The 22,611-nt window shown below is 40.5% G+C and carries 19 protein-coding genes; 4 read left to right on the top strand and 15 right to left on the bottom strand.

Annotated features, from left to right (window positions below; genetic code table 11):
* Positions 1-79: 79 nt before the first annotated feature.
* The 3 genes from AC1Z3S_RS15610 to AC1Z3S_RS15620 are packed head-to-tail and all read right to left on the bottom strand — an operon-like array spanning position 80 to position 4,371.
* Positions 80-1,981, bottom strand: a complete 1,902-nt coding sequence (locus tag AC1Z3S_RS15610) for an ABC transporter ATP-binding protein (protein ID WP_461741127.1) — start codon at positions 1,979-1,981, stop codon at positions 80-82.
* Positions 1,978-3,705 carry an ABC transporter ATP-binding protein gene (locus AC1Z3S_RS15615; protein ID WP_461741128.1) on the bottom strand — a complete coding sequence of 576 codons (1,728 nt, stop codon included), beginning with the start codon at positions 3,703-3,705 and terminating at the stop codon, positions 1,978-1,980. Before AC1Z3S_RS15615 ends, AC1Z3S_RS15610 begins: the two co-directional genes overlap by 4 nt.
* Complete coding sequence (locus AC1Z3S_RS15620) at positions 3,706-4,371, bottom strand: TetR/AcrR family transcriptional regulator (RefSeq protein WP_461741129.1); 666 nt, start codon at positions 4,369-4,371, stop codon at positions 3,706-3,708.
* A 361-nt stretch (positions 4,372-4,732) separates the two neighbouring features.
* Here AC1Z3S_RS15620 and AC1Z3S_RS15625 point away from each other — a divergent pair, with 361 nt between their 5' ends.
* Together AC1Z3S_RS15625 and AC1Z3S_RS15630 are read left to right on the top strand one after the other, a co-directional pair.
* On the top strand, positions 4,733-5,356 hold the full coding sequence (locus AC1Z3S_RS15625; RefSeq protein ID WP_461741130.1) for a WxL domain-containing protein: 624 nt from the start codon (positions 4,733-4,735) through the stop codon (positions 5,354-5,356).
* A 12-nt stretch (positions 5,357-5,368) separates the two neighbouring features.
* The gene (locus AC1Z3S_RS15630) at positions 5,369-6,409 is read left to right on the top strand and encodes a WxLIP family cell surface protein (protein WP_461741131.1); all 1,041 of its coding nucleotides are present in this window, start codon (positions 5,369-5,371) and stop codon (positions 6,407-6,409) included.
* Between the two features lie 80 nt (positions 6,410-6,489).
* Here AC1Z3S_RS15630 and AC1Z3S_RS15635 read toward each other — a convergent pair whose 3' ends face one another.
* Complete coding sequence (locus AC1Z3S_RS15635) at positions 6,490-7,257, bottom strand: formate/nitrite transporter family protein (RefSeq protein WP_461741132.1); 768 nt, start codon at positions 7,255-7,257, stop codon at positions 6,490-6,492.
* A 283-nt stretch (positions 7,258-7,540) separates the two neighbouring features.
* Here AC1Z3S_RS15635 and AC1Z3S_RS15640 point away from each other — a divergent pair, with 283 nt between their 5' ends.
* Positions 7,541-8,161, top strand: coding sequence for an FMN-dependent NADH-azoreductase (locus AC1Z3S_RS15640; RefSeq protein ID WP_461736436.1), 621 nt, complete (start codon positions 7,541-7,543; stop codon positions 8,159-8,161).
* Positions 8,162-8,236: 75 nt separating this feature from the next.
* On the opposite strand, the gene AC1Z3S_RS15645 is transcribed toward AC1Z3S_RS15640, so the two are convergent.
* The 5 genes from AC1Z3S_RS15645 to AC1Z3S_RS15665 all read right to left on the bottom strand — a co-directional run bounded on the left by AC1Z3S_RS15645 (position 8,237) and on the right by AC1Z3S_RS15665 (position 13,879).
* Positions 8,237-9,736, bottom strand: coding sequence for a family 1 glycosylhydrolase (locus AC1Z3S_RS15645; RefSeq protein WP_461741133.1), 1,500 nt, complete (start codon positions 9,734-9,736; stop codon positions 8,237-8,239).
* A 5-nt stretch (positions 9,737-9,741) separates the two neighbouring features.
* Entirely contained in the window at positions 9,742-10,584 is an 843-nt protein-coding gene (locus AC1Z3S_RS15650; RefSeq protein WP_461741134.1) for a MurR/RpiR family transcriptional regulator, read from the bottom strand.
* Positions 10,585-10,605: 21 nt separating this feature from the next.
* The gene (locus tag AC1Z3S_RS15655; protein ID WP_461741135.1) at positions 10,606-11,961 is read right to left on the bottom strand and encodes a PTS sugar transporter subunit IIC; all 1,356 of its coding nucleotides are present in this window, start codon (positions 11,959-11,961) and stop codon (positions 10,606-10,608) included.
* Positions 11,962-12,148: 187 nt separating this feature from the next.
* A complete protein-coding gene (locus AC1Z3S_RS15660) occupies positions 12,149-13,327 on the bottom strand; it encodes an AI-2E family transporter (RefSeq protein ID WP_461741136.1) in 1,179 nt (392 codons plus the stop codon).
* 192 nt (positions 13,328-13,519) lie between these two features.
* A complete protein-coding gene (locus tag AC1Z3S_RS15665; RefSeq protein ID WP_461736434.1) occupies positions 13,520-13,879 on the bottom strand; it encodes a PTS glucitol/sorbitol transporter subunit IIA in 360 nt (119 codons plus the stop codon).
* A gap of 143 nt (positions 13,880-14,022) precedes the next feature.
* Here AC1Z3S_RS15665 and AC1Z3S_RS15670 point away from each other — a divergent pair, with 143 nt between their 5' ends.
* Positions 14,023-15,045, top strand: coding sequence for a lactonase family protein (locus tag AC1Z3S_RS15670; protein WP_461741137.1), 1,023 nt, complete (start codon positions 14,023-14,025; stop codon positions 15,043-15,045).
* Between the two features lie 77 nt (positions 15,046-15,122).
* On the opposite strand, the gene AC1Z3S_RS15675 is transcribed toward AC1Z3S_RS15670, so the two are convergent.
* From AC1Z3S_RS15675 to AC1Z3S_RS15700, 6 genes are all read right to left on the bottom strand, one after another.
* Complete coding sequence (locus tag AC1Z3S_RS15675; protein WP_461741138.1) at positions 15,123-16,229, bottom strand: NAD(P)/FAD-dependent oxidoreductase; 1,107 nt, start codon at positions 16,227-16,229, stop codon at positions 15,123-15,125.
* Positions 16,226-18,799, bottom strand: a complete 2,574-nt coding sequence (locus AC1Z3S_RS15680) for a YfhO family protein (RefSeq protein ID WP_461741139.1) — start codon at positions 18,797-18,799, stop codon at positions 16,226-16,228. Before AC1Z3S_RS15680 ends, AC1Z3S_RS15675 begins: the two co-directional genes overlap by 4 nt.
* A gap of 154 nt (positions 18,800-18,953) precedes the next feature.
* On the bottom strand, positions 18,954-19,244 hold the full coding sequence (locus AC1Z3S_RS15685; protein WP_461736430.1) for a DUF5960 family protein: 291 nt from the start codon (positions 19,242-19,244) through the stop codon (positions 18,954-18,956).
* A gap of 287 nt (positions 19,245-19,531) precedes the next feature.
* Entirely contained in the window at positions 19,532-21,436 is a 1,905-nt protein-coding gene (locus AC1Z3S_RS15690) for an endonuclease MutS2 (RefSeq protein WP_461741140.1), read from the bottom strand.
* A gap of 318 nt (positions 21,437-21,754) precedes the next feature.
* Complete coding sequence (locus AC1Z3S_RS15695; protein WP_461741141.1) at positions 21,755-22,105, bottom strand: DUF488 domain-containing protein; 351 nt, start codon at positions 22,103-22,105, stop codon at positions 21,755-21,757.
* Between the two features lie 14 nt (positions 22,106-22,119).
* Positions 22,120-22,545: a GNAT family N-acetyltransferase gene (locus AC1Z3S_RS15700; protein WP_461741142.1), complete on the bottom strand. Its 426-nt coding sequence runs from the start codon at positions 22,543-22,545 to the stop codon at positions 22,120-22,122.
* Positions 22,546-22,611: the final 66 nt, after the last annotated feature.

A 22,611-nucleotide genomic window follows, 5' to 3' on the forward strand; every position in this document is an offset into this window, starting at 1 on the left:
AACGTCCCTGCAAAAAGTTTGGTTAAAAGCTAACTTTTGCAGGGACGTTTTTGTTTCTATTAATGTAGTTTAATAATTTTTAAGCGACATCTTCACTGAATTGACTGTTGTACAAATCAGCATAGAAGCCATTTTTCGCCATCAACTCATCATGATTTCCTGTTTCGACAATTGAACCGTGATTCATCACGATAATATTGTCGGCATCACGAATTGTCGATAAACGATGGGCTACAACAAAGCTCGTCCGATTTTCTAATAAACGGCTCATCGCTCGTTGAATCAAGACTTCAGTCCGAGTATCGACACTGGAGGTTGCTTCATCCAAAATTAAAACATCTGGATTGGCTAGAAAGGCCCGGGCAATGGTGATTAATTGCCGTTGACCTTGAGAAATATTGCTGGCATCTTCATTTAAAATAGTGTCATAGCCATCAGGCAATTTTCTAACAAAATCATCCACATGGGCGGCTTTGGCAGCGATCAACACTTGTTCTTCTGTGGCTTCTTCATTGCCATATTTAATATTATCTTTGATACTACCGGTGAACAGCCAAGTATCTTGCAGAACCATTGATAAATGTTCCCGCAATTCTTCCCGTTTCATATCCCGCGTATCAACGCCATCAAAGCGAATGCTGCCGCCTTTCACATCATAAAAGCGTTCCAGCAGGTTAATCATTGTGGTCTTACCGGCACCAGTTGGTCCAACAATCGCCACCATTTCGCCGGGCTCAACATCCAAACTAAAGTCTGTCATCAATGGTTCATTATCAGAATAACCAAATTGGACATGTTCAAAACGAACTTTATAAGGTGAATCTTTTTCAACTGGTAAATTAGATGGTTCGTTATCCATCTCTGCTTCGTCCAACACTTCAAAGACCCGTTCAGCTGAGGCAACCGTTGATTGAATGGTATTCATCAAGCTGGCAATTTGGGTAATTGGTTGTGAAAATTGATTGGTATATTGTAAGAAGGCTTGAACGTCCCCTAAAGTCATATTTCCGTTAGCCACTTTAATCCCACCAAGAACGGCGACAAAGACATAGCCTAAGTTTTTAATAAAGTTCATCAACGGCATAATAATCGCTGAAATAAATTGCGCTTTCCAGCCGGCGTTGTATAATTTTTCATTTTCTTTTTCAAAGACTTCTTGATCGGCATCTTCATGATTAAAAGTTTTGACAATCGTGTGGCCGGCGTAAGTTTCTTCGACTTGGTTATTTAATAAACCCAAGCTCTTTTGTTGTGCGGCAAAATATTTTTGCGAACGAGGCGCAACCACCATTACGACAACCAAGCTTAATGGAATGGTTGCTAATGCGACTAAAAGTAATTGCCAACTGATGGACCACATCATGATAATGACACCGACTAATGTGACAATACTAGTCACAAACTGGGTCAAATTTTGTTGCAGAGTGCTGGCGATATTATCCATATCATTAATCGCCCGGGACATGATATCCCCGTTAGTGTGGGTATCATAATAAGAAATTGGTACCCGATTCATCTTTTCTTCTAAGTCCTTCCGCAAATCGTAAACAGTCCGTTGAGAAACCCGGGTCATGATTAGCTGTTGCAGAAAACTAAACAATGCTGCCGTCAAATACAGCGCAATCACGACTAAAACGATTTGACCGACTTTGGTAAAGTCGATGGGATAGGACGTGATTTTTTGGCCAGCCTGCATTTGTTTGACACCAGTGACAATTCCGTTAAATATTTCTGTTGTTGCTTCCCCCAGAACTTTTGGCGCTCTGATTTGGAAAATAACTGCGGCGATTGCCAAAATTAAAACTGTCACTAAAGCAATCATTCGACTGGACATATAGCCAAACAACCGCCGGACGGTTTTCCAAAAGTTTTTCGCCTTCGGACCTTTGGCACCCATGTTGCGGCCGGGACCACCACCATGGCCGCCGCCCATCATACCAGGCCGACCTTGTTGGGGTGTTGTGCTATTTTTTTCGCTCATGCCAAGTCCTCCTCTCTCAGTTGAGAATGAACAATTTCTTGATAAGTTTCATTCGTTGCCAATAATTCTTTATGCATTCCTTGACCAACGACTTTCCCTTGGTCTAAAACTAAAATCGTATCGGCATCAATTACTGTACTAACCCGTTGTGCCACTAGCACCACGATACTGTCAGTAACATTTTCTTTCAAAGCTTTTCTTAGATTAGCATCCGTTTTAAAGTCCAAAGCTGAAAAGGAATCATCGAAAACATATAGGTCAACTTGCTTGACTAAAGCCCGAGCAATCGCCAACCGTTGTTTTTGACCACCGGAAAAATTACCGCCGCCTTGTTCCACATGACTGTCTAAACCGTCTTCTAAGTTTTTAACAAAGTCGCTGGCTTGAGCAATTTCTAAAGCTTTCCAAATTTCATCATCGGTAGCATCTTCACGACCGTATTGCATATTTTCCCGAATCGTTCCTGAAAACAGCACAGCCTTTTGTGGGACAAAACCAATATTGTCCCGCAGATTTTCCTGGGTCACCTTGCTGATACTTTTATCATTAATCGAAATTTCACCCTCATCGATATCGAACATGCGGGGAATTAAGTTAACCAATGTCGATTTCCCTGAACCGGTTCCGCCGATAATGGCGACCACATCCCCGGAATTTGCTTTGAAATCAATATCCTCTAACGCCAAATTTTCAGCTCCGTGGTAACGGAAGTCAACATGATCGAAGGCTAAGCTAGCGGCTGTGCCTTCTGGCGAAATAGTTTCAGGATTAGTCGGGTCGACGATTTGATCTTTTTCATCTAAGACTTCATTGATCCGAGCGGCTGATGCTTGTGCTCTAGGCACCATCACAAAAATCATGGAGAGCATCATAAAGCTGATTAAAATTTGCGTCGCATAAGTCATAAAGGCAATTAAATTACCAACTTCCATGCTCATATCTGCTACATAGTGGCCACCAATCCAAATAATTGCTACGTTGGTTCCGCTCATAATCAAAGTCATGATTGGCAGCATCAAAGCAACAATCGTGTTGACTTTCACCGCCGTGTGCAAATAATCTTTATTGGCATCGTCAAAACGATTTTCTTCATAAGGCGCTTTATTAAAGGCGCGAATAACCCGAACACCAGTTAAGCCTTCCCGGAAAACTAAATTCAAACGGTCATTTTTCTTTTGCATGCTCTTAAAAAGTGGCACTGCAAAAAACATAATAGCACCAATTAATACAATCATGATTGGAATGACAATCAAAAAGATTTTAGTTAGCTGAGCATCCTTTTGATAGGCTAAGAAGCTGGCACCAATTAAAGTTATGGGGGCGTTAATCATCATCCGCAAAAACATTTGCATAACCATTTGAATTTGGGTGACGTCATTAGTCGTTCTGGTAATTAAAGAAGCTGTCCCGAATTTATCAAAACTATTGGTGGAGAGATTTTCTGACTTATGATAAATTTCGCTCCGTAAATCCTTGCCTAGCTTTTGCGATTCCCGCGTCGCAAAGAAGGTATTGCCAAGGGCGGCAATAATACTGATGACAGAAAAACCGATCATCACAAAACCTGTTTGCCAAATATAATCGATGTCGCCTTTTGCAACGCCATTATCGATAATATTGGAGGTTAATGTTGGCAAATATAAATCCGCCATAACTTGCACAATCATAAAGAGAAAAGCGGCGATTGCGGAAGCCGGCGCAATTCTTTTAATAATTTTTAGCATTTATTCCCCTTCTTTCTGTAGATAAATTCCGTCCCGCACCCAATTAATTTGCGTTTGGAATTTTTTTATTAAGTCAGTCACTTGAAAATCCGGATCGCTTTGCTGCATCCGATATCCGGTGGCAATCATGATAAACATTTGAGTCATCAGCATGTGCAGCAGCATGCGGAAATCCTCTTGATTGTCAATTTTCAATTGACTTTGATTGATGCTGTCCCACAAGGAATAATCCTCTTGATGTCGTTGATGCCGGCGTTTTTCAGCCTTCTCATCGCCATCCATCTGGGCAGTCATTCTTCTGGAGAAACGATAATCCATGTTCATAAATAAATTTTTGAAGAAGGCCGAATTTTCTCCCGTTAAAATTTCGTAAATCATTTTGCTGGAATAGCTTTTTACTCCCTCCAACAAATCACCGTCAGCCGCTTGAATCGACTTATGCAATTCTTGACGGGTATCATGTCGCAGCTGATCAAAATAATAATAATAGAGGTCTTCTTTATTTTCGAAATACTGATAAAAACTTCCGCGGGGAATCTCAGCCAGCTTGATAATATTGGAAATCGAGGCTTCATTTAATGAAGCTCTAGAAAACTCAATCTTGGCTGCATCCAACAAACGCTGTTGTTTTTCCTGCGGCAGTCCGAAAAAAGTATTGGTGGGCATTTTTTTCGTCTCCTCTCAACCAAATATATATGACATCTTGTCATATGACGCTTTGTCATTATAGCACGATGGTTGCAGAAGGCAAGCATTTTGCATGAAAGTTTCACACTTATCAAAAAAATGTTCATCTCAATTTTTTTAGATTCCGTTTTTATTTTTTGCAGAAAATAATGAATTTTTTTGACACCTCATCAACTACTACGCTACGAAGCCTTTAGGAATCAGCTTTTTTGCTAAAGAAAATAAAAACTTCCTGATAGCTAATTGCTTTCAAAGAAGCAAAGAGATTGTTCAAAAAGCATTTCTGAATTATTTTTAAACCTCAGAAAAGAAAAAAACTTTTAACTTTTGGAGGAAAAACATGAAAACGAAATATATTTTATCAACGGTGGCTTTAGCGGGAGCATTATTTATTCAAGGAAGTGTTGCATTGGCTAGCACAACTACAACGGGCGGCTTGAACTATGAAGATGCCGGTATCACTTTTAATGGAGAAAGCACTATTCCAACTAGTTTAAATTTTGGTGATTTATCTATTCAAACGACAGCAGCTGAAACGAGAACTGCAACTGTTACCGGCACTCAAAGCGATAGCGCAACAACTGGTGCTGTGACAGTCAGCGATAACCGTGGCGATGCAACTGGTGAATGGTCGATTAAATTGACTCAAGAAAGTCAATTTGCGGCAACTACCGGAGAAGCCTTAAACAATGCGTCATTAATTATTTCCCACGATGCAGCAGTCACTAACCTTACAGAAAACACAATTGCCGGCAATTTTGCAACAGCTGGTGACTTAGCGTTAATTCCTGGAACTACTTATGATGTGTTGAATGCCGGCGCTGGTGAAGGCTTAGGAGAGACATCGGTTGACTTGAGCCAATTTGCTATGAACATTGCGGAAAACACTCGGAAATTAGCGACTGAATATACAACAACATTGGATTGGACTTTCAGTTCTGCCCCAGCAAATTCTGCTGAATAATAAGGAGAATTTATGAAGATAGAAGGTTGTTCTTGGTTAAAATTATTGTCCCTGCTGATTGCAGGGATTTTCTTCTGTTTATTTCAGCCGACCTTTACTCAGGCGGCCAGCACGAGTTTAGGAAATTTCACAGCTACCATTGAAGTCCCAGAAAATCAAATCGGTAACAACACGAGTTATTTTGATATTTTACAAGCAGCCGGCACCAGCAGTCAATTGACGATTGATGTGACTAATGACTCGACAGAGGAATTGAATTTGAATCTCAGTTTTAATCGCGCAGTCACAAATATTGTTGGTGTGGTGGAATATTCCGGTAACAATACTGATTTAAGCCAGCCGACTTTAAACATTGAGGACTTTGTTGAGCTGGAGACTAGCCAATTAACATTAGCCGCTGGCGAAACGGCTCAAGTTCCCCTCACTGTCACAATGCCAGAAACATCCTTTGATGGGGTTTTAGCCGGTGGCATTTATATTTCCGCTGCTGAAACGAGCGGTGAAGACAGTAATGTCAAACAGCGATTTTCTCGAGAAATTGCGTTGCTGCTACAGGAAAATCAAACTGCAGTGACACCTGAGCTAGCTTTTGAAGGGGCTGAAGCTGCCCAAGAAAATGGCCGCAACGGCATTGATTTGCTAATTAATAATCAGGCAGCTGCCTATTTGAATCAAGTTAACCTCAGCTACACAATTACACGAGAGAATGAAACAGTTCTTGAAGACAGCAGTCAAAATTTACAATTTGCTCCTAGCTCCCTTTTTAACTTTTTTATTTCTATGGAAAATCAAAGCTTAACAGCTGGCGATTATCAGGTGCTTGTCACGGCGACATCTGGGCAGCAGGAATGGCAGGAGACGGTTGATTTTACGATTTCACCAGAAACGGCCGCTGCCTTGAATGCAACGAGTGCCGAACCGGCAACAGCTGAAATGGTAAAAGATAATTCATTACTTTATATCGTGATTGCAGTTATTGTTGTCCTTGCAATTGGCGGCGGTGGCTTCTTCGCTTACAAATATTGGAAGTTGAAAAAACAGTTGAAGAAATAAAAAAAACATACTAAGCTTAAGAACAGCCATAAGTAGACTGGTTGTCTTAAGCTTTAGTATGTTTTTTTTATATTTTTTTCTTAATGAGGCTTCCGTAAATAAATCATGTAATAAAAGAAGCCGACAAAAATTGCGCCACCGACAATATTGCCAAAGTAAACTGGAATCACATTGTTAAAAAAATCTAACCAGTTGTAGCTGCCTTCAAAAATGGCAGCGGGAATCACAAACATATTTGCCACGCTATGCTGAAAGCCGATAGCGACAAAGGTCATTACAGGAAACCAGATGCCTAAAATTTTTCCAGCGGCATCTTTTGCCCCATAGCACAACCAAACTGCCAAACAGACAAACCAGTTACAACCAATCCCAGAAAAAAAAGCCTGCAGCCAGGTGGCATCAATTTTAGCTCCGGCCACGGCAATTGTTTCTTCAAGATAGACCCCCGAACCAGTCAAGCCGACAATATGCCCAAAAAAGTAAGCTACAAAAAAGGCTCCTACTAAATTGGCTAAAGTAATCACCAACCAGTTTTTGACCACATCTAGAAAACTAATTTTTTTGCCAAAAAAACTAATCGCCACCACCATCATATTGCCGGTGATCAACTCACCACCAGCCATCAAAATAACAATTAGCCCAACAGGAAATACACAGGCACCGATAAAAGATGCGAGGCTGCCTAACTCGTGGGCCACCGAAGAAATCACTCGGATATAAGCTAGATAGCCGAGGGAAATCATCGCCCCACCGATAAAGCCTAAAATTAATTTTTCTAATAAAGTTTTTTTTGTTTTTTTAACGCCCGTTTCGACAGCGATTTCGCCGATTTCATATGGAGTGTACATGTCACTATCCTTTCTTGAAACAATCTCAATAAAAATTATTTTACACCAATGAACTGTAAAAAAATATACTAATTCACGAAAAAAACAATTACGACGAAAAAACTTTCTCAGCAACGAGCACTGATTTTTTTGCTTAAAAACACAGGAAATTTCTTGCTATTTTACACTTATTTTAACGAAATTAGTTTTAGCTGAGCATTACTATTGTCATTTAAAAATTTATCAGGTAAAATAATTCCGTTACTTACTTTTAGTTATTAAAAATTCAAAGGAGAATTACTACATGTCTAAAGTTTTAGTTATCAATGCTCATCCATTAACTGGTTTGGAATCAAAATCTTTGAAGGCTGCTGAAGTCTTTTTAGATACTTACAAAGAAAAAAATCCTAGTGATGAAATCATCACTATTAACTTATTTGAAGACGGCGTGCCTGAAATCGACAAAGACGTTTTGACTGGCTGGGAAGCTTTAAGAACTGGCACTGAATTTACAACCTTAACACCTGAACAACAAGGTAAAATCACCGGCTTTAACGCTTCAACTGACCAATTCCTAGCTGCTGATAAAATCGTTATCATCAATGCTTTATGGAACTTAAACATTCCAACACGCTTGAAGGCTTGGTTCGATACAGTTAACGTTGCGGGCAAAACTTTCCGTTATACAGTGGACGGCCCTCGTCCTTTGACTTCTGGTAAAAAAGCAATGCACATCCAATCTGCTGGTGGCATGTACGGCGGCCAAGATTTCGCTTCTCAATACGTTAAAGGTATCTTGAATTTTGTCGGCGTTGCAGACGTGACAAAAATTGAAATCGAAGGTATTGACCATCATCCAGAACAAAAAGATGAAATCTTAAACGCTGGTTTAGCAACAGCTAAAGAAGCCGCTTTGAGCTTCTAAGCTGAAAAAAAAAGCAGCTATCATATAACCCAAAAAATCGGCGCCAATCATTTTCAGATTGGCGCCGCTTTTATTTTAAACCTCTTGTAGGCTTTGCTTAACTTGATTAACTTCTTCAAGAACAGCTTGCCCATTCGTGGCAATCACCTGCTGATACCAGCCAAAGGATTTCTTTTTCATTCGTTGGAAGCTTCCTTGACCAAAATCATCACAATCGACATAGACCACGCCATAGCGTTTGCTCATCTGATTTGTTGATGCACTGACTAAATCAATCCAAGCCCACATGGTGTAACCTAAAAGTTCTACACCATCTTCAATCACTGCCTGCATCATCTCATAAATATGATTTCGCAGATAATCAATGCGATAGTCATCGATAATTTCGCCATTTGCATCCACTGTATCCACGGCTCCAATTCCATTTTCAACGATAAACAACGGTTTTTGATAACGGTCATACAAATCAATCATGGATTTCCGCAGACCTTTTGGATCTAATTGCCAGCCCCATTCTGAGCTAGTCAAATACGGATTTTTGACCCCTTGATAAATATTTCCGCCCGCTTCTTCTTGATTAGGCTCTGCACTGATACATTGGGACATATAATAGCTAAATGAAACAAAATCACAGGTGTGAGCTTGTAAAATTTCATCGTCTCCGACTTCTTTGTGCAAGCAAATTGCTTTTTCCTTTAAATAATTTTCAAAATGCCGCGGGTAAGCCCCCCGCACCTGCACATCAGAAAATAAATATAAATCCCGCTCGGCTTTTTGAGCCAAGAGCACGTCATCTGGATTCGGTGTAAACGGATAAACGGTGCGTTTAGTTAGCATACAGCCGACTTGCGCTGCTGGTATTTTTTCATGAATCATCTTGGTAGCTAGAGCACTGGCTACAAATTGATGATGCATCGCTTGAATAATCACTTCTTCAAAATTTTGATTGGCAAACTTGTCCTCAATGATGCCACCGGTGGTCAACGGGTGGCGAGCCATACTATCGACTTCATTAAAGGTCAGCCAATATTTAACATCCTCTTGATAGCGAGTGGTCACCACATCGACAAAATTTAAAAAGAAATCGATGGCTTTGCGGTCATACCAACCGTCATAATTTAACGCTAGATTCAATGGCGGCTCATAATGGGACAACGTCACCAGCGGCTCAATTCCATATTTACGGCATTCCGCAAAAACTTTATCGTAAAAGGCAAGGCCTTCTTCGCTGGGCTCTAAATCATCGCCGTTGGGAAAAATTCGCGCCCAACCGATGGACATCCGAAAAGCACTGAAGCCCAACTCCGCCATCAAGCGGATATCTTCTTTGTAATGGTGATAAAAATCAGCCCCGTGTCGTTTAGGATAAAGATTATTTTCCGTTAAATCTTTAGCGCTGGCTTGAATTTCTTCTAAGCTATAGTATTGATGAGCCGCATAATTGCCGACATCCAAGTCTGGTTTATAAGTGGCGATGTCAGCCACCGATAAACCCTTGCCACCGCTTAAAAAGGCCCCTTCGTATTGGTTTGCAGCGGTAGCTCCGCCCCATAAAAAATTCTTTGGAAACTCCATATTCTTTATCGCTCCTTTGGATAATAATGATAAGCTTCTGCAATATCACTAATTAAATCAATTTTTTTAACATAGACCCCTGCCACTAAAACATCTAAAATATACTGAATCGACATGCTCCACAGGGTCGACGAAAAGTCGCCGGTATTTTTTGTGGGGATAATCGCAATTTGCTGGTCAACATATTGTTGAATTTTCCCTTCTTTGTCAGCAGCCGAGATTAATAACGAAGGAATCCCGTTGTGATGAACTCGTTGTGCGGCTTTTAGGACAGCCCGATTATTGCCGGAATGGGTTAAGAAAATCGCAAAGGTCTTTTGATTCGTATATCCCAATAAATCAACTAACTGATCATGGAGAGAATCTTGCGCCTTACAATGAATGCCTAGTTCTTCCAGCTTATACTCCGCTATCTGAGCAAGGGAAAAATTCATGCCTGTACCATAAATTAGGACTGTCGCCCCCAGCATTTTTTCAACAATTGCAGCCAATTCCTCGTCCTTTAAATGCTCTTGGGTAAAGCCAATCGCCCGCTGATACAAAATCGGAAAACGATTGATGACCTCTGCCATGGTGGTGCTTTGACTAAAAGGTTTGACTTTGGACAAGGCGGCTGTTTCAATCAAAGTTTGGTAGCTTTTGGCAAATTCAATTTTGAAATCAGAAAATTTCTCATAGCCCAGCTTTTGTACCAAACGAGAAACACTAGAGATGGCCACATGACACTCCTGAGCTAATTTAGTCGCACTAATTTTCATAATTTCCTCGGGATTTTCAATGATGAAATCCCGTAAAATTTCTTCGGTGTAGGTTAAATTTTTTACATGTTTCAAATTTTCGATAATCATGTCATCAATCCCTTTTGGTTATTAAATTGATTCTACATCAGGAATTGGAACAGTGACAACTTGTTCTTGGTTTTGACGAGCCAACTCTTTTTGCTTTTCAATTTCTAATTCTTCATTGTAAGCCCGCTTATCGATGATTTTGAAAAATGGATAGTAGATGACTGTCTGGGCGACAATAACTAGCAAACTAGCGGCCAGTAAAGCCAAGCCCCCTTGCATAAAAGCGCTAATCGGCAGCGGCATCACCCACGCAACTGAAACAGCTGCATTAAAGTTCATCGAATTGACAATGCCTAGTTGGACAAAGGCAATTCCAATCATCCCGGAAACTAAAGGTGCCAACAACATTGGAATTAACATAAACGGATTTAACATCAATGGAACTCCGAAAACGTAAGGTTCATTGATATTGAAAATCCCCGGAATAAAGGCAATTTTATTTAGCGCTTTATATCGTTCTGACTTTGAAGTGAACATACAAATTGCTAAACCCATCGTACAAGCGGTACCACCAGTGGTACACAACACCGCCATAATTTGAAATTCGATATAAGGAATTGGCTGACCGGCTGCCATCGCCTCAATATTGGCTGCTAGAACAGTCGCTTGCAATGGTAAATAAATGGCATTGGTGGGACTTGGATGAATTCCGAAGAACCAAAAAACTGAACGCAACATAAAGTAAAAGACAATTGCCGACCAACCGCTACGACCTAAGAACATCGCCGGCTTGGTCAAAAATTCATAAAGTAAAGAGAAAATATCGCCATAGCTTGTTAAGCTCAAGCCATATTTCACTAAAAAGGCCAAGGTGAAAATAATCATCGCCGCAATGATCGGTGTCATTGAAGCTGAGACATTGGTTGGCACTTGTTCCGGCATTTTAAAGCGAATATTTTTGCGAATTAAAAAGTTGTAAAAGGCTGATACTAAAATCGCAATGATAATGCCAACGAAGATCCCATTACTGCCAAGATTTGATGATAAGAGTGCATTGACGGTTTCTTCCCCGATAGTGATTTGCTGAGGCATCAATAGGATAAAGACAGCCGTTGAAATCAAAACCGTCGGCTTTGGATCTTGACCAACCTCTTTGGCTAAGCTATAAGAAATTGAAATAACGGTATAAATTGCTAAAAGACTTCTGGTTGCAGTAATTAATTCCTGCGCCGGTGCTAAAATATGAATACTTGTTAAAAAATTCTGCCAGGCTTCAATTGGTAAATTGACCAAAATTGAAACAAAGGATACACCAACTGTAATCGGGATAATCCCCAGCATTCCGTTGGTAATTGCTTTGACATATTTATTGTTCCCAATTCTGGCAGCGAAAGGCTGCACCACTCGTTCAATTACATCCATCACTTTACTAAACATCTCATGACCTCCTTTTAATAAATTGACTATACCAAGTTAACGCTTTCAAAATAAGTCCTTTGCCGCTTTTAAGAATGCGCTTTCAAAAATTACCCTCAAAGTTTTTAAATTCTGGAAGCTTCTTCCAAAATAAAAAAGCACCTAGCAAAAACGCCTTTCGTCTTCGCTAAGTGCTACATTTCTATTTTTACTCTTTAGTTTCTTTATCTGATGGAGAATCTGTCTCTGGCTCATCTTGATAGAGAGAAGAAATACTACGATACCAATCAAAGATATGGCTGATGACAACTTTAGCGGCGGCATAAACCGGCACCCCTAAAATGACACCGACAACGCCGAAGAGTCGGCCAGAGGTTAATAGCACCAGTAAAATCGTCACCGGATGAATCGCCAATTGACTGCCTAAAATCAATGGGGAAACAAAACGCCCTTCAATCGTTTGCTCGATGATAAATACGATGATGACCTTGACTAACATAAAAGGACTGATGACTAACGCGATAAAAACTGCCGGAATCATCGCTAAAAAAGAACCGAGATACGGAATCAAATTTAAAAAACCGGCTAAAATTCCTAAAGTGACGGCATAGTCTAAGCCGACAATCGTAAAGCCGATGATAAACATCACGGCAACCAGAAAAGCCACCGTTAATTGGCCCCGAATATACGAAGAGACCTGCTGATTCATCTCAGATAAGACTGAATAGGTCGGTTGACGCCATTTGGTTGGCAAAAATTTTAGAAAATAATCCGCCAAGCGTTTACCGTCTTTTAACAGATAAAAAAGAATAAACGGCATCGTGACAATGGCGACCACGATTGTTGCGACTGTGCCGACAATATTGCCGATTCCCTTAAAAGTCGTTTGAGAAATATTTTGGACAATACTGCCAATTGAGCTGCTAATCTGCTGACCGATTTCATCCAGTTGGGTGCTGAGCTCACCGAAAATCGGATGACTGGTGATTTCATCAATCATATTGTTCAGCGTATTAGCATAGCTGGAAAAATTATTGGCAAAGCTTAAGACCTGCTCTTGAATCCGTGGAATCAAGGCAACAATTCCCCAGATAAGCAGCAGCACAATCAAAATAAATACTAAAATAATACTGACAACGCGGGGGACTTTCTTTTTTTCAAGGTAGTCAACCACTGGATTTAATAAATAATACAAGATGGCCGATAAAATAATCGGCAAGCCAACGACTGCTAAAAACTGACCGACTGGTTCAAAAAGATACGACACCTTCGTAAAGGTCAGAATAATTAATAGCACCAACAGGACAATTAACAGCGCCGTGACAACTTGATTATTTAAGAACCAGCGCCAAAACCAAGAAAACTTCTTTTTATTTTCCTCTCCCATGGCGGCCTCCTTAAATTTTTTTGCAGCAAAATCACTTATAGCTGCTTTTAAACCATTGCTGAATCCAGCCTATTTGCTGTTGTTCAGCTTTAAAATCCAAATAATTTCTAGTTAACGCAAGATTCCAACCTAGCTAAGCCAGCCCAAATCGTCATTTTTTCTACTAGGACTAAAATCAGCGACCGGATTTTTTTATTTGTAAGTAATCACTGTACCCACAGAAATTGTCGGCACAACTTGCGGCGTTAAATAAACGCCGTTTAAAATTGCATCCTCAGCTGGCACATCTGTAAATACAAAGGCCACGTGATTAATATCGGTTAAATTGCGATTGGCAACTGGCCCCACATGAACGACTTGGTACTCTTGGTCATCAAAAGAAATACTACTGCCTTCTTTGAGGTCAAATTCCGGTACTTCTCCGGCAATTTCTTGAATGATGACATGGTTTTTTAATTCCTCTGTTTCTTTGACGCTGTCATTAAAAAAAAGTAGCAGCGGTTCGTCACTCATTGCTGCTTTACCAATCCCATTGACTTTCGCTTGAATCATTTTACAACTTCCTCCCAAAGGTATTTTTCACTTCACATTATAACATAGCCAAAATTCACTGGCACAGTAAGCGTTCTTTTTTCCACAGCTTTTTAGAATATGGTAGAATAAAAAAGGAATTTAAATTACGGAGGTTAGTCTGAATGAAGAAAAAAATTTTATTGGGTACTTATACCCGCCGTGTCAGTGAAGGAATTTATTCGATTGTCTTAGATACTGAGACTGAAACACTGACAGATTTAAAGTTGGAAACCAAGGAAAACAGTCCAACATATTTGACTAAAAGTTCGAAAGGCGACTTATATACAGTAACTGCCGTTGATGGCAAAGGTGGTTGTGGTGCCTATGATCAAGACTTTAATTTTTTAAATGCTGTCACTGAAAAAGGCGCACCTTTATGTTATGTTGCAGTCGATGAGCCTAGACAATTAGTCTATGGCGCTAATTATCATAAAGGCGAAGTAACTGTCTATAAAATTTTGGCAGACGGCAGCTTAGAATTTGCTGACTCTGTGACCCATGAAGAAGCAACTGGTCCCCATGAAAATCAAAATACAGCTCATGTTCATTACACTGATTTGACGCCTGACCAACGCTTAGTAGTTTGTGATTTAGGCACGGATATCGTCTACACTTATGATGTTAGCGACGCTGGGAAATTATCTTTGGCTAGCCAATTTAAAACGGCTGCCAGCGTAGGTCCCCGTCACATCGTCTTTCATCCAAATGAAAAAATTGCTTACCTCTTTGGCGAATTAGATAGCACAGTCAGAGTCCTTTCCTATGATGCTAAGGACGGCAGCTTTACTGAATTGCAAAGTATTTCTACTTTACCAACGGGCTTCACTGAATTTAACGGCGGCGCAGCCATCCGAGTTTCACCAGACGGCTTGTTCGTTTACGCTTCAAACCGTGGTCATGACTCAATCGTTGTCTATGCTGTTGGCGATGATGGCAAACATTTAACCCTAGTTGAACATGTTTCAACAGAAGGTAAAATCCCCCGTGATTTCGCCATGGACCAAAATGGCGAATACGTAATTGCCGCTAACCAAGATACCGACAATTTAACGCTTTACAAACGCAATAGCGAAACCGGCGAATTAAAACTTTTACAAAAAGATGTCTTCGCCCCTGAAACTGTCTGTGTTTATTTTGAAAAATAATTAAACTAGTCGCAAAAAAGCCGCTACCAGCTGAAACATCCCAAAAGTATAGGGATGTTTCACTGAGTAGCGCTTTTTTATTTTACTTCAAGATAATCTGTCAGTGGCTTTTGATATTGCTGCCAATCGTTGATGCCCTCATTAAAATATTTTGCCAACAAAAAGCCAATCAGCGGGCCGGTAGTTAAGCCAGAAGAACCTAACCCGCTGGCTATAGCAATGGCCGGATCAGCCGGCAAACAATTAAAAAATGGCGCAAAATCTTCTGTATAAGCTCTGGTCCCAACTCGATAGTGATACGGCTGGCTAAACAAAGCCGCCTCAGCTAAAAAAGGTAGCGTCTTTCGTTGTAAATCTGCAAAAGCGGCCGGGGTCGCCTCTAAATCAAACCCTTGATTATTTTCATGGGTGGCCCCCACTAAAATTTTTCCATTTTCAAAGGGAATCAAATCACCTTCACCGTCTAACATCGCCACTGGCCAATTTCCGCTAGTAGAAAAATTGGTTTGAAAAACCAATAGCTGGCCCTTTTGCGGTCGAACCTTGGCGAGATAGCCTAAAGGTTCTAAGGAGTTTGGTAAATGGGGCCCGTTAGTAAAGGCGATAAAATCAAAATCTTTTTTGCCAGTTTGCGGACTTAAAACTTCATAGGCTGAAGCTTTACGCTGAACAGTCGCTTTTTCTGGAATAAACTGAATTCCTTTGGCTGCAGCAATTTTTCTTAATTGCTGCAAACAAGCTTTGCCATCTAAACGGGCACCGCCGTCAATCAGTAAGGACGGCTGCGGCTTTAACAGCGGATTGCGTTCCGCTGTTTCCTCTGCTGTTAAAAGTTGAATCTCACCAATAGCTGGTGCTGTTTTTTTACGCTCCGTCGCTAATTCAGACAGCTCAGCTACATCCTGAGACTTGCGCAAAATTAACGTGCCACTTTTTTTATAGACTGTCGGCTCCAATTTAAAATCACTGACTAATTTTTGATAAAAGGCGGCCCCGTCACGAGCCAACGCGTACCATTTTTGATTGCGCCGCTTTGACAGCCAGGGGGAAATAATTCCGGCACTCGCCTTTGTTGCTTGACCAAGCCCTTCATCGTAAACAGTCACAGCAAATTTAGTTGTATCTAAATAATTAGCTAAGGTCAGACCGATTATTCCGCCACCAATCACAGCAATTTTTTTCATTTGCGACTCCTTTTCACTAGCCAACGAAGGCCCTTCACGCCATAATAAATTCCAGTTAAGCCAATCACCGACAAGGATAAAATTCCTCCATAAAGATTCGGTTTCGATAAATAAGTTAGGCTGATGGCATGGGCGCCCTCTGGTACTAGCACTGATAAGAAACTGCCGTACACTTTTTCAGTTGTAACTGGCTTGCCGTCAATTTTAACCGTCCAATCGCCATCATAGGGAATTGAAAGAAACAATCGTTTATTGTCAGAGGCCGCCGTTACGCTGCCATATAAATAATCATCCCGTTGACTGTTCAATTGAACCGCAAACTGATCTTGCTCAGCTAATAACTCAGCGAATTGATCTTGGGCCAGCGTGGCAATTTGCCAATCCGTATAATCAAATGCATTATCCGTTTTAAAGGTTAAAACAATTTCTGCCTGTGAATCAAAATAACCCAGATTAAATAATTGATTGGTCATAATCGTGATATCGGTTTGATGCTCTTCCCCGTTGACTTTAAAAGAATCAATTTGACGCCAGCGGACATTCGGCAAATACATAAATAAATTACCAGCGGCGGTGGTCTTTAAGGTCATCGTCGTTTTACCTTCAACTGTTGTATCCACATCAATTAACTCAGCGCTGCGGAAATACGGATTGACCTCCGCTCTAAGCGACTGGAGAATTTTTTCTTGATTTTCAATCACCTGATTGGCCTTCAACTCGACATCTGAGCGATTGACTAAGAGCCCCATGCCCAAAGCCTCTTCATTTTGATACACATATAAATTATTTTCGACAAATTCTGGCGTCCGGTCTTTGATTTCATTTGGCTTAATTGAGTAACGGACATTTAATAATAAATTTAACACCGGATTTTCATCCACATAGGTGAAGCGACGCTCATTTTTTGAATAAATCCCCAAATTAACTAATGTGTCCAAGACATCTTTTTCTAAAGTCGAGGTGTAGCTGGAGATATCAGAAAAATTATATAAAAAGCCGTCATTATAGCTATTGTAGCCAATTGAATAGCCGTTGTTCTCCTCATCGCTTTTTTCATTGATTCGAAAGAGCGGCTGGTCATCGGTCAATTGGTCAACTAAATCTTCTTGCGCTACATAATAATTCGCGTATTGTTTTTGCGAGCCGTAGTCTAAATCTTGAATCGCATAACGATAATTGTCCCCCAGCTCACCCAAGGTCAACAGCGCTGCTAAGACCAACCAGATTTTTTTCTGCTGCTGGAAAAATAAAACCAACAATAAGCCACCGAGCCAGATTACCAGCAGGGACTCGACTACAAAATTCCCGCCGACATAACTTTCATTAAACCAAGCATCCTCAAAGATAATTCCCAGCTGCCCGATTAAAATTAAACCGCTCAAAATAGCAGCACTTTTCCAAATCGTGCGGGCTGCCCTCTTATAGTTATAATCTTTTTTCAGGTGTAAAAAACCTTCATAGGCGAAGCGAACAACTAAAAAGCTGAAAATAAAAGTATTGCGGTACGGGAATCCCGCTGGACTTTGGAACATGTGCCAGACGGTATTAAATAATTCAATGATAAAAGAAGCAAAGAGACAGCCAACTAAAAAAGCGGCTCCCTTTTTTTCCCGCGGATCAATTTTATTCGCCATAAAAAAGCTGATAAACAGCAGCATTACGATAATACCAGTGTACATAGTCGGCAGATGGTCTAAGCGCATCTCGAAATTATAAGTGCCCATCCCCAGCTGTGAAAAAGCGGAAAAGAGAAAGCGGGGAAAGGGTAGAAAATCGGTCAAAGAAAAATCTGTCTTAGCTGTTTGCAACATTCCATATAACGATGGAATTAAAATAAAACCGGTGGCCAAACCTGCCGCAATAGAAATCGTTAAAAATTTTCGCCAGCGTTGCCATAAAACCTTTATCCGCCAAGCGTCTCTTTGTGGATTGTCCAACCAGTAGAGATACAAACTATAGAGGACTGCAAAAATACAGACCATATAGCCTAAATAATAATTGGTGACAATCGTCAGCAGCAGACTAATACCGTAAAGAAAACCCGTTTCTCTGCGCCAAAGCTTTTCCAATCCATAAGCGACTAGCGGCAGGAAAATCAACGCATCCAGCCACATAAAATTTAAACTATAGGCGACAACAAAGCCGCAAAAACTATAGGCCGTTGAAAAAACTAATGTCCAGAGGCTCGTCTCTTGATAATGACGAGCCAAATAAAAATACATACTGCCACCAATCAGGGCAATTTTGGTGGTCATAATCCAAATAATTGCAATCGGCATCTGCTCGTCTGCAAACAAAAGGGCAATCAAATTAAAGGGGCTAATTAGATAATAGCCACTCAAAGCTTCAATGGAGCCGCCAATGCCATTGGAAAAGGAATAGCTGCTAAAGCCTTCTTCAAAAAATTTTTTAAATAAATGAATAAATTCTAAATATTGGGTTCCAGTATCACTCACCAATAAATTGCCATCACCAAAAGGCGCTACATTTAAACTGGCCCAAACAATCATCATCATCCCTAACGGTAGCAAAATACTGCCGATACCCAACAACCAATTTCTTAATTTCATCATAACCTCAACCTATTTTTCGTATTCAATCTGCATTTAGTGTAGCAAGGGGCTTTTTTTCTGTCAAAAATTAACCGGTTGAAGGCCGAAAAAAACCTCTGTAAAACCTGACCCTTCCTTGTGGTAGGGATAGATTTTACAGAGGTTAAATTTTTTATAATTGTTCGTCTTCGCGAGTTTCCAACTCAATCGCTTCACCGATATAAATATAACGATTCTTCAAGGTTTCATCCAATTCATCGGTGTACATTTGTTTATCGAAGGGAAAACTATACGCCCCTTTGGTGAGACTTTTTTCAGCCGGTAAAATATATTGGCTGGTGAAGTTTTCATCCAAGTAACGTCTAACGCCTTCAACAATTTCATCGTCGCTGCGGTCTTCATCTTTGGCAACTTTGCGGTAATCCTTTAAAAAGTTTTCTTGCCCAACAAAAAATTCTTTCATGGGAGTTCCTCCTAGAATAATTAATTATAAATTTTACTACCTGAGGCGCTGAAATTTTTAAAATGAAGCAGCGGTTGGATTAACCGTCGAATATCAAGTATCCCCTTGAAGCCAATCTTTAGCTCACTCATTTTATTATTCTGCCCTGCTAGTTAAAATCCTGCGGGCCATCAGCAAGAATGCTCTACAAGCCTGCAGATTTTACTAGCTTCCTCAAGTCTTTCTTTTATAATAAATCTTTTTGCCGCATTTAGCCATGAAAAGACTTCCATTGTATATTTTTCTGATTATTTTTTCTCTGTCACTAACTGTTGCGCTCGCTCCTTAGCTTCTTTAGCCAATTGCTTGTGGGCTTTTTTGGAACCCCGTTCCAAATCGCGAATCTTCTTTCGCTCATGGAAATCAGTGAATAAACTTTCTAAATCATAATCAGCAGGATACAAATCTTTGGCAGCGCCTTTTAGTTCTAAACGGCGCTTTAGGACGGTTTTAAATTCCCCTTCTAAATAAATGATGCCATAAGAAGCATCCTTTTCTTCATAGTACAAGCCGGTTTTCTGCAGCTCAGCGGAGTAGACCCGATCGCCTTTGTCAAAGGCAATCGCTTCGACTTTAGGTGCTGCTTTTTGTCGTTTAGCAAATACTTTTTTCTCTGAGGAATAATTTTTAGTTTGCAGATAATCTCGGCTGCGGGTTAACACATTAGCTGGTACCTGCATTTTTTTGGCAATCCAAAAGGCGTTGCTATCGCCAACTTCTCCTAATAACAGTTGGTATTTCGGTGACAAGCTGGCACTGTCAAAAGCCATCGCTGCTGTGACGAAGTCCTGATGCTGCAAAGCAAAATCTTTAATTTCCCCATAGTGGGTGGTGGCAATCACCAAAGCTCCTTTTAAATACATTTCCTCCATCAAGGCAATGCCTAGAGCGGCCCCTTCTTTGGGTTCAGTGCCGCTGCCGATTTCATCTAAGAGCACGAGGGTATGATTGCGGCTCTTGGCTAAAATTTGCGAAATGTTTTGCATGTGACCAGAGAAGGTACTTAAGGCATTTTCCAAACTTTGTTGGTCACCGATATCAATAAAGAGTTCATCCAAAATTGGAATCGTCGTCCCTGCTTGATTGGCGACAAAAATCCCTGACATCGTCAATAAACAAGTTAAAGCGACGGTTTTTAAGACAACCGTCTTTCCGCCAGCATTTGGACCAGTGATAATCAATCCTCGATGTGCAGCACCCAACTCCAAACTTAATGGAACTGGATTATCTAATAAAGGATGCTTGACTTGTTTCAATCGCAAAACATCTTCATGATTGATGTCCGGTTTGCGACCACCGAAGCTACGGCTTAATTTTCCTCTGGCAAAAATAATATCTAGCTCGACAATAATATCTTTGCTGTAATGAATCGTCGGCAGATTCTCAGCAATCAGTCCTGTTAAATAAGCTAAAATCTGATAGACCTCCGCCACTTCCTCAGCTTTCGCAAAAATCAATTCTTCGTTGAGTTTGCTGACATCATTCGGCTCAATGTAGACGGTTTGGCCTTGGCGGGAGCTTTCAACAATCGAGCCCTTAACTTTATTTTTGAATTCGACCTTGACCGGCAGTGTATAGCGGTCGGCTTTTTTCAAAATCAGCCGTTCCTGCAGAAAATTGCTGCCGCTCCAATTTCTTAAATGCTTGGCCATCCTGCCTTCAATATCTTTTTCGATTTTTTGAATCTGATTGCGGATTTTCCTCAGTTGACGAGAACTTTCGCTGGCAATTTGATTGCCTTGGATGCTTTGATTAATCGCCTCTTCAACCTCAGATAAATCCGCCAAGTCTTTGGCATAGCTGGCTAAGGTCGGCGCTTGATACTGATTTTTTTCAAACAGCTTGGCAATCAGGCGAAAGCTCCGTAAAAAGTCGCCGTATTCAATCAGCTCGCCAATTTCTAAAATCAAGCCTTTTTCAATTTTTTTAGTCAGCTGTTGAATCCGTGTCAAGCCCATAAAGGGGACGTGCTGACCTGAGCCAAGTAAATTGCTGGCCTCGTCAGTCTCAGCCAGTTTTCGCTTTACGGCATTGAAATTAGTCAATGGTCTGCGGTCTGCTAATAATTCTTTGGCAAAGTCACTGATGGTTAAGTGCATCAGCCGGTCATTAATTTCGTTAAATTGCGTGGTTTGTAATAATTGATTATTCATCTCTATTCCTTTCTTTGGGAATAGACACCTGCAGACAGTCTTTCTCCTGTGAACAAAAAGTCGTTTTAGTTTAAAAGTTTTTCCGGCGAGGACTTTGTCCGCCAAAAAAAGACGGTAGGACAAAGACACCCTACCGTCTGGAAAATTCTACTATTTTTGACAGGTATCTATTAGCACACCAAATAAGCTTGGGCTTATTCAGCTATTAAATTGCTTGATTAGATACCGACTACATTCACAAATATACCTCTTTCAGGTTAAACTTTTTCTTCACAAAATCAGTGTACTAGAAAATTTTTTAAAACACAAGCAGTAAATTTACTTTTCCAATAGTTCTTTTAAAATCACCGCTTGGTTTTCTGTTTGATTTTTTGAAGCAAAGAGCAGCGTCACAGTCGCCTGTTCAGCTACAATTTGCTGCAGCTCTTGAAAAGCTGCAGCAGTTGCCCCTGTTGCCAGCTCCTTTAAATAAGCTGTTTTAAACTGAGAAAAAGTCATTTCCTCATGATGAAAGCTTTGGCGCAGTTCCTTACTGGGGCCAATCTCTTTGAGCCACAAATCAATTTTAGCTTTCTCTTTGGCTTCACCTCGAGGCCAAATTCGGTCGACTAAAATTCGATAGCCGTCATTTTCAGATGGGGCAGCATAGACTCGCTTAAGTTGAAGCATGCAGACCACTCCTTTTATAAACTTAAATGCAGTAACGGATAAGGCCGGCCCGCATCGTCTAATTCACTGCGACTAATTACAGCAAAGCCGTTTTTCAAATAAAATTCTTTCGCCCGTCGATTTTGTTCATTGACATCAACGGTTTGTACGCCATACTCCTTTTTCAAAATATCAATAATCTGCCGGCCATAGCCTTGAGCAAAAACATTGGGATCTAAAAAAAGCATCTCCAAGGCTGTGTCCCGGGTTCCAGAAAAACCAACTAGCTGACTTTTGTCATACCACAATAGTAAATCAACCTCCGGCAACATTTGTGGTAGGCTGGCCTTAATTTCATTAAAATCGGCTGATGTCAAAAAATCATGGCTGGCAAGCACTGATTTTTCCCACAGCTCAACGATAACCGGATAATCCTCCGGTCCAGCAACTTTATTAATCATCATAATCCTTCTTTCTCTGTCCTTCTTACAACAACATCATAGCATATAGTCCGAAAAAATTTGTCG

Source organism: Enterococcus sp. LJL90 (genome assembly GCF_056924355.1).

Coding starts and splice junctions, on each gene's coding strand:
- AC1Z3S_RS15610 (WP_461741127.1), bottom strand. CDS start 1,981: ATGAGCGAAAAAAATAGCACAACACCCCAACAAGGTCGGCCTGGTATG.
- AC1Z3S_RS15615 (WP_461741128.1), bottom strand. CDS start 3,705: ATGCTAAAAATTATTAAAAGAATTGCGCCGGCTTCCGCAATCGCCGCT.
- AC1Z3S_RS15620 (WP_461741129.1), bottom strand. CDS start 4,371: ATGCCCACCAATACTTTTTTCGGACTGCCGCAGGAAAAACAACAGCGT.
- AC1Z3S_RS15625 (WP_461741130.1), top strand. CDS start 4,733: ATGAAAACGAAATATATTTTATCAACGGTGGCTTTAGCGGGAGCATTA.
- AC1Z3S_RS15630 (WP_461741131.1), top strand. CDS start 5,369: ATGAAGATAGAAGGTTGTTCTTGGTTAAAATTATTGTCCCTGCTGATT.
- AC1Z3S_RS15635 (WP_461741132.1), bottom strand. CDS start 7,257: ATGTACACTCCATATGAAATCGGCGAAATCGCTGTCGAAACGGGCGTT.
- AC1Z3S_RS15640 (WP_461736436.1), top strand. CDS start 7,541: ATGTCTAAAGTTTTAGTTATCAATGCTCATCCATTAACTGGTTTGGAA.
- AC1Z3S_RS15645 (WP_461741133.1), bottom strand. CDS start 9,736: ATGGAGTTTCCAAAGAATTTTTTATGGGGCGGAGCTACCGCTGCAAAC.
- AC1Z3S_RS15650 (WP_461741134.1), bottom strand. CDS start 10,584: ATGATTATCGAAAATTTGAAACATGTAAAAAATTTAACCTACACCGAA.
- AC1Z3S_RS15655 (WP_461741135.1), bottom strand. CDS start 11,961: ATGTTTAGTAAAGTGATGGATGTAATTGAACGAGTGGTGCAGCCTTTC.
- AC1Z3S_RS15660 (WP_461741136.1), bottom strand. CDS start 13,327: ATGGGAGAGGAAAATAAAAAGAAGTTTTCTTGGTTTTGGCGCTGGTTC.
- AC1Z3S_RS15665 (WP_461736434.1), bottom strand. CDS start 13,879: ATGATTCAAGCGAAAGTCAATGGGATTGGTAAAGCAGCAATGAGTGAC.
- AC1Z3S_RS15670 (WP_461741137.1), top strand. CDS start 14,023: ATGAAGAAAAAAATTTTATTGGGTACTTATACCCGCCGTGTCAGTGAA.
- AC1Z3S_RS15675 (WP_461741138.1), bottom strand. CDS start 16,229: ATGAAAAAAATTGCTGTGATTGGTGGCGGAATAATCGGTCTGACCTTA.
- AC1Z3S_RS15680 (WP_461741139.1), bottom strand. CDS start 18,799: ATGAAATTAAGAAATTGGTTGTTGGGTATCGGCAGTATTTTGCTACCG.
- AC1Z3S_RS15685 (WP_461736430.1), bottom strand. CDS start 19,244: ATGAAAGAATTTTTTGTTGGGCAAGAAAACTTTTTAAAGGATTACCGC.
- AC1Z3S_RS15690 (WP_461741140.1), bottom strand. CDS start 21,436: ATGAATAATCAATTATTACAAACCACGCAATTTAACGAAATTAATGAC.
- AC1Z3S_RS15695 (WP_461741141.1), bottom strand. CDS start 22,105: ATGCTTCAACTTAAGCGAGTCTATGCTGCCCCATCTGAAAATGACGGC.
- AC1Z3S_RS15700 (WP_461741142.1), bottom strand. CDS start 22,545: ATGATTAATAAAGTTGCTGGACCGGAGGATTATCCGGTTATCGTTGAG.